The sequence below is a fragment of the Methyloversatilis sp. genome (assembly GCF_051861465.1).
GTDB lineage: Bacteria > Pseudomonadota > Gammaproteobacteria > Burkholderiales > Rhodocyclaceae > Methyloversatilis.
This window is the reverse complement of record NZ_JBHYCQ010000001.1, coordinates 257,427-268,392: the sequence shown is the minus strand read 5'-3', so window position 1 is coordinate 268,392 and position 10,966 is coordinate 257,427. Positions and strand designations below refer to the sequence as shown.

At 66.2% G+C, this 10,966-nt stretch carries 13 protein-coding genes; 5 read left to right on the top strand and 8 right to left on the bottom strand.

Annotated elements, in window-relative coordinates:
- The first annotated feature begins 144 nt into the window (after positions 1-144).
- The gene (locus tag ACTIFF_RS01225) at positions 145-522 is read left to right on the top strand and encodes a YbaN family protein (protein WP_439535175.1); all 378 of its coding nucleotides are present in this window, start codon (positions 145-147) and stop codon (positions 520-522) included.
- A 4-nt stretch (positions 523-526) separates the two neighbouring features.
- On the opposite strand, the gene ACTIFF_RS01220 is transcribed toward ACTIFF_RS01225, so the two are convergent.
- Together ACTIFF_RS01220 and ACTIFF_RS01215 are read right to left on the bottom strand one after the other, a co-directional pair.
- Positions 527-1,621: an alkene reductase gene (locus ACTIFF_RS01220; protein WP_439535174.1), complete on the bottom strand. Its 1,095-nt coding sequence runs from the start codon at positions 1,619-1,621 to the stop codon at positions 527-529.
- Positions 1,622-1,725: 104 nt separating this feature from the next.
- A complete protein-coding gene (locus ACTIFF_RS01215) occupies positions 1,726-2,730 on the bottom strand; it encodes a zinc-binding alcohol dehydrogenase family protein (protein ID WP_439535173.1) in 1,005 nt (334 codons plus the stop codon).
- A gap of 103 nt (positions 2,731-2,833) precedes the next feature.
- Between ACTIFF_RS01215 and ACTIFF_RS01210 the strand changes: the two genes are divergently transcribed.
- Entirely contained in the window at positions 2,834-3,760 is a 927-nt protein-coding gene (locus tag ACTIFF_RS01210; RefSeq protein WP_439535172.1) for a LysR family transcriptional regulator, read from the top strand.
- Here the strand turns inward: ACTIFF_RS01210 and ACTIFF_RS01205 are convergent.
- The 5 genes from ACTIFF_RS01205 to ACTIFF_RS01185 form a co-directional block, all read right to left on the bottom strand.
- Positions 3,727-4,038: a DUF3253 domain-containing protein gene (locus tag ACTIFF_RS01205; protein ID WP_439535171.1), complete on the bottom strand. Its 312-nt coding sequence runs from the start codon at positions 4,036-4,038 to the stop codon at positions 3,727-3,729. The genes ACTIFF_RS01210 and ACTIFF_RS01205 overlap by 34 nt on opposite strands.
- Positions 4,002-4,835 (bottom strand): sulfurtransferase, encoded by an 834-nt coding sequence (locus tag ACTIFF_RS01200; protein ID WP_439535170.1) that lies wholly within the window; start codon positions 4,833-4,835, stop codon positions 4,002-4,004. Before ACTIFF_RS01200 ends, ACTIFF_RS01205 begins: the two co-directional genes overlap by 37 nt.
- A 5-nt stretch (positions 4,836-4,840) precedes the next feature.
- A complete protein-coding gene (locus ACTIFF_RS01195) occupies positions 4,841-5,191 on the bottom strand; it encodes an STAS/SEC14 domain-containing protein (RefSeq protein ID WP_069039493.1) in 351 nt (116 codons plus the stop codon).
- Between the two features lie 19 nt (positions 5,192-5,210).
- On the bottom strand, positions 5,211-6,059 hold the full coding sequence (locus ACTIFF_RS01190; protein WP_439535169.1) for a DMT family transporter: 849 nt from the start codon (positions 6,057-6,059) through the stop codon (positions 5,211-5,213).
- Positions 6,060-6,148: 89 nt separating this feature from the next.
- On the bottom strand, positions 6,149-7,252 hold the full coding sequence (locus tag ACTIFF_RS01185; RefSeq protein WP_439535168.1) for an aromatic ring-hydroxylating oxygenase subunit alpha: 1,104 nt from the start codon (positions 7,250-7,252) through the stop codon (positions 6,149-6,151).
- Positions 7,253-7,445: 193 nt separating this feature from the next.
- Between ACTIFF_RS01185 and ACTIFF_RS01180 the strand changes: the two genes are divergently transcribed.
- From ACTIFF_RS01180 to dxs, 3 genes are read left to right on the top strand one after another with little or no spacing between them, the layout of a single operon-like run.
- Complete coding sequence (locus ACTIFF_RS01180; RefSeq protein WP_439535167.1) at positions 7,446-7,700, top strand: exodeoxyribonuclease VII small subunit; 255 nt, start codon at positions 7,446-7,448, stop codon at positions 7,698-7,700.
- Positions 7,693-8,589, top strand: coding sequence for a polyprenyl synthetase family protein (locus tag ACTIFF_RS01175; protein WP_439535166.1), 897 nt, complete (start codon positions 7,693-7,695; stop codon positions 8,587-8,589). Before ACTIFF_RS01180 ends, ACTIFF_RS01175 begins: the two co-directional genes overlap by 8 nt.
- Before the next feature lie 2 nt (positions 8,590-8,591).
- Complete coding sequence (dxs, locus tag ACTIFF_RS01170; RefSeq protein ID WP_439535165.1) at positions 8,592-10,481, top strand: 1-deoxy-D-xylulose-5-phosphate synthase; 1,890 nt, start codon at positions 8,592-8,594, stop codon at positions 10,479-10,481.
- Between the two features lie 95 nt (positions 10,482-10,576).
- Here dxs and rplS read toward each other — a convergent pair whose 3' ends face one another.
- Positions 10,577-10,960 carry a 50S ribosomal protein L19 gene (rplS, locus tag ACTIFF_RS01165; protein ID WP_069039488.1) on the bottom strand — a complete coding sequence of 128 codons (384 nt, stop codon included), beginning with the start codon at positions 10,958-10,960 and terminating at the stop codon, positions 10,577-10,579.
- Positions 10,961-10,966 lie beyond the last annotated feature (6 nt).

Genomic DNA, 10,966 nt, shown 5'->3' with positions numbered 1-10,966 from the left:
GGGGCCGCTCGCAAAGGGGGCCGAATCCACAGGAGTCCGCTCACAGGGGCTGCTCTCACACGTACCGGCCGACACGCGCCGGGCTGCGGCACAATGCTGCTTTGAGATCCTGCCCGGCCCCTTTTGATCCACTGGACCCGACAATTGCTGTGGCGGCTGCTGGCCGCGGTTTCTGTAGTGCTGGGCGTGATCGGTGCGGTGCTGCCGGTGCTGCCGACCGTGCCCTTCCTGCTGCTGGCGGCCTGGGCGGCCAGCCGGGGCTGGCCGGAACTGGAGGCCAGGCTGCTGGCGCACCCGACCTATGGCCCCTACATCACGAACTGGCGCGAACAGGGCGCCATTCCGCGGCGCGCCAAGTGGCTGGCCAGCGCGATGATGCTGTTCAGCGCCACCACGCTGTGGTTCAGCCCGGTGCCGGGGTGGGTGCGCGGCAGCGTATACGTGATGTTGATGGTGGTCGCCGGCTGGATGTGGATGCGCCCCGAACCGGCGGTGCGCCCCCTGCCGCAAGACCTTCCCTGAGCGATCAGGCCGCGTCCAGCGCCGGGTAGTCGGTATAGCCCGCTGCACCCCCGCCGTACATCAGTTCGGCGCGCAAGTCGTTGTGCGGCGCGTTGTCGCGCAGGCGGCGCACCAGATCCGGATTCGAAATGAAGGGCCGGCCGAAAGCCACCGCGTCGATGCCACCCGATGCGACGGCATCCATCGCCATCTGACGGTCGTAGCCATTGTTCGCGATCCAGCCACCGTTGAACCGTGCGCGCAGCGCCGCGTAGTCGATCGGCGGCTTGACGTTGGCCGGTGCGCGTTCGCCGCCGGTTTCACCCTCGATCATGTGCACGAAGGCGATGCCCAGCGTCGACAGCCGGTCGAGCACATGGCTGTGCAGCGCCTGCGGGTTGCTGTCAAGCGGCGTATCGCAGAAGGTCGTGGCGGGCGAAAGGCGCACGCCGGTGCGACCGGCGCCGACTTCGTCAACCACTGCCTGCATGATCTCCAGCAGCAGCCGGGCGCGGTTCTCGATCGGGCCGCCATACGGGCCGCTGCGGTCATTCACGCTGTCGCGCAGGAACTGCTCCAGCAGATAGCTGTTGGCCGAATGCACTTCCACGCCGTCGAAGCCGGCGTCGATCGCGTTGCGCGCGGCGCGTCGGTAGTCGTCGATCAGACCGGGCAGTTCGTCGTCGCGCAGCGCTCGCGGTGCGGACACATCGACGAAACCATCACGCGTGAAGCACTGCGCATCCGGACGTCGCGACGTGGACGACACCGGAGAGGCGCCGCCGGGCAGCAGCGAGGTGTGCGAAATGCGGCCGACGTGCCACAGCTGCAGGATGATGCGACCGCCGGCGGCATGCACCGCATCGGTCACCTTGCGCCAGCCGGCGACCTGTCCGGCGGAGTGAATGCCCGGCGTGTCGAGATAGCCCTGCCCCATCGGATTGACCTGCGTCGCCTCGGCGATGATCAGGCCGGCGCTGGCGCGCTGCGTGTAGTACTCGACGGTCAGCGGTCCCGGCACCTGACCGGGCAGCGCGCGGTTGCGCGTCAGCGGCGCCATGACGATGCGGTTGTTCAGTGCGATGTCGCCCAGCTTGAGCGGGTCGAAAAGTGTGGTCATGCAGTACTCCCCTAATTGAAATGGCCTCGCCGCGGATGCACACCGGTCCGACCCGAAGCGATCCGCCGTGATCGGGTCTTGCAGCCTTCATCCGCGGTATGGAATCAGAATCCTTCCAGCACGATCTTGCCGCGCGCCCGGCCGCTTTCCAGCAGCGCGTGCGCACGGCGCAGATTGGCTGCATTGATGGCGCCGAAGTGCTCGCCCAGCGTGCTGCGCAGGCGTCCGGCGTCGACCAGGTCGGCGACGGCGTCGAGCAGCGTACCCTGCTCGGCCATGTCGGCGGTCTGGTAGAGCGAGCGCGTGAACATCAGTTCCCAGTGCAGCGACAGGCTCTTGCGCTTCAAGGCGAGCACATCGAGCGGACCGACCGGATCGTCGATCAGCGCCAGCCGGCCCTGCGGCGCCAGAGCCTCGACCAGCTGCGCGTAGTGCAGATCGGTCTGGGTCAGACTGGCGACGTGCGTCACCGATTCGACGCCCGCCGCGCGCAGCGCCTGCGCCAGCGGCTGCCGGTGATCGACCACATGATGCGCACCCAGTTCGCGCACCCAGGCTTCGGTTTCCGGTCGCGACGCGGTGGCGATCAGCGTCAGCCGCGTCAATTCGCGCGCCAGCTGCAGCAGGATGGAGCCAACGCCGCCGGCCGCACCCACCACCAGCAGCCGGCCTTCGGCGTCGCGCACCTGCAGCCGGTCGAACAGCAGCTCCCAGGCCGTGATGGCGGTCAGCGGCAGCGCTGCCGCCTGGGCGAATCCGAGCGAGACCGGCATGCGTCCGACCAGACGCGCATCCACGGCCTGAAATTGGGCATTGCTGCCCTGCCGCGTCAGGTCGCCGGCGTACCACACGCGGTCGCCCGGTCTGAAGCGGGTGACCACGGCGCCGACGGCTTCGACCACGCCGGCAGCGTCCCAGCCGGGTACGCGCCACTGTCCATCCAACGGCGGGCTGTTGCGGCGCACCTTGGTATCGACCGGATTGACCGACACCGCTTCGACCCGCACGAGCACATCATGCCCGTGCGCCTCGGGCGGCGTCAGTTCGATATCGACCAGACAATCCGGGCGATCCACCGGCAGGTTTTCGCGGAAGGCAACGGCTTTCATGGCATTGACTCTGACAACTGGTGAAGTGGTCGCCATGCTAACGCCTGCAGAATCGATTGATAATCCGGTAAATACCCAATTCATCTTCAAACGATTTTTGAAAATGAAACTGCGCGACCTGACCCTTTCCCAACTGGAGCTGTTCGTCCGCATCGCCGACGCCGGTTCGCTGAGCACCGCCGCGCGCCAGTTCGATCTGACGCCGGCTGCCGCCAGCGCCGCGCTGAAGCGGCTGGAAGCGGTCTTCGGCGTGCGCCTGATCGAGCGGTCGACGCGTTCGATGCGGCTGGCGGCCGAGGGCGAGCTGCTGCGCGACCATGCACGGCGCGCACTCGGCGATCTCGACGACGCGCGCGCGCTGCTCGGTGCCGGGCGCGAGACCTTGACCGGCGACATCCACCTCGCGGCGCCGTCCGATCTCGGTCGCGGTGCGCTGTCCGCCATGCTGGACCGCTTCATTGCGCAGCATCCGGATGTGCGGCTGACGCTGTACGTGTCCGACACCGTGCAGGACCTGGTGCGGGAGCGGGTCGATCTGGCGGTGCGCTACGGCGAGCTGCCGGACTCATCCATGGTGGCGCGCCGGCTGCATGTCACGCGACGGGTCGTCGTGGCCTCGCCGGACTACATCGCGCGGCACGGCGCCCCTGCTCATCCGTCGGAACTGGTGCAGCACAATTGCCTTGCCCTCTACCGCAGCGGCCGTCCACATCTGGCATGGCGCTTCGAACGCGCGGGCGTCGAAACGACGATCACGGTGCGGGGCAACCGGCTGGCATACGATGGCGCCCTGGTGCGGCAGTGGGTGATCAAAGGGCTGGGCATCGCAACCAAGGCGCGGCTGGACGTCATCGACGATCTAACGAGCGGCCGGCTGGTCGAACTGCTGACCGACTGGCGCGGCGAAGATTTTCCGCTGCATGCAATGCTGCCGGCCGGCCGCCACATGCCGCTGCGGGTGCGCCGGCTGCTGGATTTCCTCGGTGAGCAGTTCGCTCAGGTGGAGCCGGAGCAAGGCCCGGGCGCCTGAGCGATACGGATCGGGCCGCGCCAGTCGCCGTCGGCATCGCGCTTTTCACCGCCTTGCGTGATGACGACCCGGCCCTCGCGCGCCAACCGGCGTGCCACCTCGCGCACGCGTGGCATCAGCGCCCGCCAGTCAGCGGCCAGCGCCCGCGCGACTTCTGACGGACAGATCGAACGCCCGGCGCCCCGCAGGGCAACCTGCGCGAGCAGTTCGCGCACGATCTCCGCATCGTCTGTGACGCTGTTCAGCGCGCCACCGGCCGCGACGGATCGCTGCACCATTCGCTCCACGAACCCGGGTACAGGCGCGCACCGGACAGGCCGGCCAGTTCGAGCGCCAGCAGGTTGTGGCAGGCCGTGACGCCACTGCCGCACTGCATGACGAGCGTCGCCGGATCGCGTGCTTTCGCGATCGCGCACCACTCGGCGCGCAGCACATCCGCCGGCTTGAAGCGGCCATCGTCGGTCAGATTGAGCTTGAAGAAACGATTGACCGCGCCCGGAATGTGGCCGCCGACCGGATCCAGCGTTTCGTTCTCGCCCCGGAAACGGTCCGGCGCACGCGCATCGACCACCAGCAGCGCGCCGCCGTCGAGATTGGCCAGCAGCGCATCGGCATCCACCGTGGTGTCGACCGCGCCCTCCGGATAGAGCGTGGCCGGACGGCTGCGCACGGTCTGATCGAGTGCCCCGCCCGCAGCCCTCCAGGCGGCAAGGCCGCCGTCGAGCACCGCGGCGTCGGCATGGCCGACCCAGCGCAGCATCCACCACAGACGGGCGGCGAACATCCCGCCCGCGTCGTCGTAGGCGACCACCGAGTGCCGGGGCGTGATGCCGCAGCGGCCGAGCAGCGCGGTGAAGGCGGCCGGCGACGGCAGCGGGTGACGGCCGTTGCTGCCGGTTTTCACCGATGACAGGTCGCGGTCGAGGTGCATGAACAGCGCCCCGGGAATATGGCTCCCGGCCCAGGCGGCCTCGCCGGCCTCAGGTCGTGCCAGGTCATGCCGGCAGTCGATCACGACCAGGGCGTCGTCGCCGAGGCGACCGGCGAGTGCATCGGCGCTGATCAGCGGGCCCATGGCGCTCACACCGTTTCGGCGAGCCAGGCGCGCGCGCTGGCCTCGTCGTCGAACACGGTCACGTCGGCATCGACGAAAACCTGCGACAGCCAGGCCGTCCAGACCATCCACGGACTGCCTGCGATCACCGCGATACGGCCGAAATCGTGGCTGTGCGCGCGGGCGAAGCGCAGTTCCTCGAGCGCCATGTCGAGCGTGAAATCGGTCATCTGGCGCAGGTCGATCAGCAGATTGACCACGCCTTCGAACTTGATGCGGTAATTCACCAGGTCTTCGAACTCGCGGTAATCCGCCAGCGTGAATTCGCCGAAGGCGGACACCGTCACCAGATTGCCTTCGGACTCGGTTGCGATCATTTGAAATCTCCTTGTAGAACTATGACTTCACCGGCGGCGGCCTGAGCAGCGCAAGCAGGCCGCTGGCAACGATGAGCAGCATGCCCAGCCAGACTACTGCAGACGGCACCTCCTGCCACAGCAGGATGCCGTAAAGCGTCGAAAAGGCGACCGTCGTGTAGGCCAGACTGGCTGACACCAGCGTACGCACCCCCTTGTAGGCGGCGGTCATGCACAGCTGAGCCGCCGTGCCGAACACCCCGACGCCGCCGAGCAATGCCCAGGTGCGTGCCGAATGGAAGTGGAAGCCGCCGTCGGCCAGTGCCCACAGCGCGCCCAGCACGGCCGAACAGGCAGAGAAGTAGAGCACGATGCGCCACTCGGGTTCGCCGAGGCGCCCCAGATCGCGCACGCTCAGATAGGCGATGGTGGCGATCAACCCGGACCCCAGTCCGAACAGCCCGCCGACCCACTGGTCGCTGCCCAGCGTTGGCTGCAGCACCAGTACGACACCGGCGAAACCGATGGCCAGCGCCAGCATCAGCGGGCGTGACAATTCGCCCGAAGCGGTGAAGCCGAGCCAGGCGGCCATGAACAGCGGCGAGGTGTAGTTCAGCGTGACCGCAGTCGGCAATGGCAGCAGCGATATGGCTTCGAAGTACAAGATGAGCGACACCGCGCCCGACACGCCGCGCTTCAGGTGCACGCCGGCGTGCGGCGTGGCGAAGTCGGCCCCGCGCAGGCGCATCACCACGGCCACCAGCAGCAGCGCGATGAATCCACGGTAGAAAGCGATTTCCGACGCCGGCAACGCATCACTCGCCAGCTTCACGCACACGCCCATCGACGCGAACAGCAGGCTGGCTAGCACCATCCACAGCGACTGCATCGTCAGTCCCTCATCTGCACAAGGAAGCAAGGCACCGGAGTGCCCCGTCCTGCCCGAGGCGCCGACGAGGGCTCACGGGCATCCGGCCGTCACAGATAGTCGGCCATTTCGCGGCGGTACCACTCGTGGAAGTGCTGCATGCCATCCTCCATCGGCGACTGATACGGCCCGGTTTCCGAGCGGCCCTGCTTCATCAGCGCCCGCCGGCCGGCGTCCATGCGCTCCGCGATCTCGTCGTCTTCGCGTGCCGTTTCCATGTAGGCGGCGCGCTCGGCTTCGATGAACTCGCGCTCGAACAGCACGATGTCCTCCGGGTAGTAGAACTCGACCACATTGAGCGTGCTGTCCGGACCCTGCGGGTACAGCGTGCTGACCACCAGCACGTGCGGATACCACTCCACCATGATGTTCGGGTAATAGGTCAGCCAGATCGCGCCGTGCGGCGGAAGCTCGCCTTGGTAGTAGTCGAGCACCGCGCGGTGCCAGCGTTCGTAGGTCGGCGTACCGGGCCGCGCGAGGCGGTTGTTCACGCCGACCCGCTGAACCGAGTAGTCGCGTGCGAATTCCCAGCTCAGGTCATCGCAGGTGACGAACTTGCCCAGCCCGGGGTGGAAGGGCTCGACGTGATAATCCTCCAGATAGACCTCGATGAAGGTCTTCCAGTTGTAGTTGCACTGGTGCATTTCGACGTGATCGAGCCGGTAGCCGGAAAAGTCGAAATCCGGCGCCACCTGCATGCTGGCCAGATCGGCCGCGATGTCGCGCTGGCCCGAAAACAGCAATCCCTTCCAGTTCTGCAGCGGCTGGCGCTTCAGATTCAGGCAGGGTGTATCCGGGAAATGCGGCGCGCCCAGCAGTTCGCCCCGCGTGTCGTAGGTCCAGCGATGGACCGGGCAGACGATGTTGGACGCGTTGCCGCGCCCCTTCATCATCAGCGCCTGACGATGGCGGCACACGTTGGACAGCAGTTCGACGCCGGACGCGTTGCGTACCAGCATGAGTGCATCGTCGGCCCAGCCCAGGGTCTGATAGTCGCCGAGGTCGGGCACCATCAGTTCATGCCCCACATAGCCCGGCCCGTTGTCGAACAGCACGCGCTTTTCGAGTTCGAACAGCGATGCGTCGACGTACCAGGACACCGGAAACTGTGATTGCGCCGGTTCCAGACGGGTAATGGACTGTAGATCGGACATTCCCCAACCCCCGAAGTCAAAGTTGGAAAACCGCGCGCCGGCCTGCGCGGAACACACGGCACAAGAAAGTCTGTGCACGGATGTGCGAGGGCCGGGTGCGCGTGACAAAGCCGGTGAGTATAACCAGATGCAGGTTTGACCGCCCGGGGTGGATCAGCTATTTTTCGCGGTCCAGCCAGCGCCCGTACCCAGAATGACCCGAAAATCGGAAGCGGCGTCAGAACCCGCCAGCTTCGAGACCGCCATCGAAGAACTCGAATCCATCGTGCGTGCGATGGAAGACGGCAAGCTGCCGCTCGACAGCGCGCTGGAGCGTTACCAGCGAGGCGTTGATCTGGTGCGCCACTGCCAGTCGGCGCTGAATGCTGCCGAACAGAAGATACAGATACTCGAAGACGGCTTGCTGCGCGATTTTCCGGCCGATGCAGGCGCGCGTGACAATGACTGACGTCGGACCGGGTTTCGGCGAATGGGTGAGTGCGGTACAGCAGCGTACCGAAAGCGCACTCGACCGCTTTCTGCCGCCGGACACGATAGCCCCTGCACGATTGCACGACGCCATGCGCTATGCCGTGCTGGGCGGCGGCAAGCGGGTGCGTCCGCTGCTTTGTCACGCGGCAGGCGCCCTGTCCGGCGCCGCGCCCGGAGCACTCGACGCCGCCGCCTGTGCGCTCGAACTGATCCATGTCTATTCCCTCGTGCATGACGACATGCCCTGCATGGACGACGACGTGCTGCGCCGCGGCAAGCCCACGGTGCATGTGAAGTACGACGACGCCACGGCGCTGCTGGTCGGCGACAGCCTGCAGTCGCTTGCTTTCCTTCTCCTTGCGGAACACTGTTCGGTCGCACCGGCCACGCGGGTCGAACTGATCACGCAACTGGCGATCGCATCCGGCTCACGCGGCATGGCCGGTGGTCAGGCCATCGATCTGGCATCGGTCGGTCTGGAACTCGATGTCGAAGCGCTTGAATTCATGCATATCCACAAAACCGGTGCACTGATACGCTGTGCGGTGAAACTGGGCGCCGCCTGCGGGGAACTGGACGCAGCCGGCACGGCAAAGCTGGACCATTACGCTGCACGGGTCGGGCTGCTGTTCCAGGTGGTGGATGACCTGCTCGACTGTGAAGCGAGCACGGCGGCGCTGGGCAAGACTGCGGGCAAGGACGCCGCGGCGAACAAGCCGACCTATGTCACCACGCTGGGCATCGGCCGGGCGCGCGAACGCGCCCGCGAATTGCACGACGAAGCGCTCGACAGCCTCACCGGTTTCGGCAACAAGGCACAACGCCTGCGCGAACTCGCCGATTTCGTGCTGACACGGCAGAACTGAACATGGACAGATCCTTGCAAACGACAAGCGCCTACCCGCTGCTCGACACGATCGGCTCTCCGGCCGACGTGCGGGCGCTCGATGCGCGCGACCTCGCGCCGCTGGCGGCCGAACTGCGCCGATTCCTACTCGAATCGGTGTCGCGCACCGGTGGCCACCTGTCGTCGAACCTCGGCACGGTGGAACTGACGGTCGCGCTGCACCACATCTACAACACGCCGCACGACCGCATCGTGTGGGATGTCGGCCATCAGACCTACGCGCACAAGATCCTGACCGGCCGGCGCGAACGCATGTCGACACTGCGCCAGTATCAAGGCGTGAGCGGCTTCCCGCGCCGCTGCGAAAGCGAGTACGACACCTTCGGCACCGCGCACTCTTCGACTTCCATCTCCGCGGCGCTCGGCATGGCCGTCGCAGCCCGCGCGCAGGGGCTGAAACGGCACAGCATCGCGGTGATCGGCGACGGCGCGATGACCGCCGGCATGGCATTCGAGGCGCTGAACAACGCCGGCGTCGAAGACGCGGACATCCTTGTCATCCTGAACGACAACGACATGTCGATCTCGCCGCCGGTGGGCGCGCTGAACAAGTATCTGACGCGCCTGCTGTCCGGCCAGACCTACAACGCTGCGCGGCGCGCCGGTGCAAAGGTGCTCGAACTGGCACCGTCGCTGAAGGAGTTCGCCAAGCGTGCGGAAGAACACGTGAAGGGCATGATCACGCCCGGTACGCTGTTCGAGGAATTCGGCTTCCATTACTACGGCCCGATCGACGGACATGATCTCGACGCACTGATTCCCACGCTGGAAAACCTGCGCGAACTGCCCGGACCGAAATTCCTGCACGTGATCACGAAGAAGGGCTACGGTTACAAGCTGGCGGAAGCCGACCCCATCCTGTACCACGGTGTCGGCAAGTTCGACCACCATGCGGGCATCCAGACGGCCAAGGGCGCCGGCAAGCTGACTTACACCCAGGTGTTCGGTGACTGGCTGTGCGACATGGCGGCGTTGAGCGACAAGCTGATGGCGATCACGCCGGCGATGCGCGAAGGCTCGGGCATGGTGCGCTTCGCCCAGGAATACCCGACGCGCTACTTTGATGTGGGGATCGCCGAACAGCACGCACTGACGTTCGCGGCCGGCATCGCATGCGAAGGCATGAAGCCGGTGGTCGCCATTTACTCGACCTTCCTGCAGCGCGCTTACGACCAGTTGATCCACGACGTCTGCCTGCAGAACCTGCCGGTCATGATGGCCCTCGACCGCGCCGGTCTGGTGGGTGCCGACGGCGCGACCCATCACGGTGCGTTCGACCTGTCCTACCTGATGTGCCTGCCGAACATCGTCGTGATGACACCGAGCGACGAAAATGAGTGCCGGCAGATGCTGTACACCGCCTACCTGCACGAAGGCCCCAGCGCGGTGCGCTATCCGCGCGGCAGTGGCCCCGGCGTACCGTTGCAGAGCGACATGCGCGCCTTGCCGATCGGCAAGGGCGAGCTGCGCCGTTCCGGCAACAGCGAAGTCGCCCTGCTTGCCTTCGGCGCCATGCTCACACCGGCGCTCGCAGTGGCTGATGAGTTCGACGCCAGCGTGGCAAACATGCGCTTCGCCAAGCCGCTGGACACCGCGCTCATACTCGAACTGGCGCAGCGCCACGCAGTGCTGGTGACGCTGGAAGAGAACGCGCTGATCGGCGGCGCCGGCAGCGAAGTCGAGCGCGTGATCAACGACGCCCGACTCGCCTGTCGCGTGGTGCGCATCGGCCTGCCTGACCGCTTCGTCGATCACGGCGATCCGGCGCAACTGATGGCGGAGGTCGGTCTGGACGAAGCCGGCGTGCGCGCTCGGGTGCGGGCCGCACTTCAGCCGCTTGATGCCGTCTGACATCACCGCGCGTGACCAGACGTGAAAAAGGGACCGCAAGGTCCCTTTTTCATTATCGCTGCAGGGGGACGCCGAAGCGTCCCGCAGGATGCCGGTCAGTCCTGCTTGGCAGCCGGTGCAGCGCGGCGCACAAGCTTTTCCTTGATGCGTGCCGACTTGCCCGAACGCTCGCGCAGGTAGTACAGCTTGGCACGGCGCACGTCGCCGCGGCGCTTCACCTCGACCGACGCGATCAGCGGCGAATAGGTCTGGAATGTCCGCTCTACGCCTTCGCCGCTGGAAATCTTGCGCACGATGAAATTCGAGTTCAGGCCACGGTTGCGCTTCGAGATCACGACGCCTTCGTAAGCCTGGACGCGCTTGCGCTCGCCTTCAACCACGTTCACGTTCACGATCACCGTATCGCCGGGCGCGAAGTCGGGGATGTTCTTGCCCAGACGGGCGATTTCTTCCTGTTCGAGTTGCTCAATCAGATTCATTGCAAA

Bases quoted from the DNA above. Each gene is read 5' to 3' on its own strand.
- ACTIFF_RS01220 (WP_439535174.1), bottom strand. From the start codon at position 1,621: ATGACCACACTTTTCGACCCGCTCAAGCTGGGCGACATCGCACTGAAC.
- ACTIFF_RS01215 (WP_439535173.1), bottom strand. From the start codon at position 2,730: ATGAAAGCCGTTGCCTTCCGCGAAAACCTGCCGGTGGATCGCCCGGAT.
- ACTIFF_RS01210 (WP_439535172.1), top strand. From the start codon at position 2,834: ATGAAACTGCGCGACCTGACCCTTTCCCAACTGGAGCTGTTCGTCCGC.
- ACTIFF_RS01205 (WP_439535171.1), bottom strand. From the start codon at position 4,038: ATGGTGCAGCGATCCGTCGCGGCCGGTGGCGCGCTGAACAGCGTCACA.
- ACTIFF_RS01200 (WP_439535170.1), bottom strand. From the start codon at position 4,835: ATGGGCCCGCTGATCAGCGCCGATGCACTCGCCGGTCGCCTCGGCGAC.
- ACTIFF_RS01195 (WP_069039493.1), bottom strand. From the start codon at position 5,191: ATGATCGCAACCGAGTCCGAAGGCAATCTGGTGACGGTGTCCGCCTTC.
- ACTIFF_RS01190 (WP_439535169.1), bottom strand. From the start codon at position 6,059: ATGCAGTCGCTGTGGATGGTGCTAGCCAGCCTGCTGTTCGCGTCGATG.
- ACTIFF_RS01185 (WP_439535168.1), bottom strand. From the start codon at position 7,252: ATGTCCGATCTACAGTCCATTACCCGTCTGGAACCGGCGCAATCACAG.
- ACTIFF_RS01180 (WP_439535167.1), top strand. From the start codon at position 7,446: ATGACCCGAAAATCGGAAGCGGCGTCAGAACCCGCCAGCTTCGAGACC.
- ACTIFF_RS01175 (WP_439535166.1), top strand. From the start codon at position 7,693: ATGACTGACGTCGGACCGGGTTTCGGCGAATGGGTGAGTGCGGTACAG.
- dxs (WP_439535165.1), top strand. From the start codon at position 8,592: ATGGACAGATCCTTGCAAACGACAAGCGCCTACCCGCTGCTCGACACG.
- rplS (WP_069039488.1), bottom strand. From the start codon at position 10,960: ATGAATCTGATTGAGCAACTCGAACAGGAAGAAATCGCCCGTCTGGGC.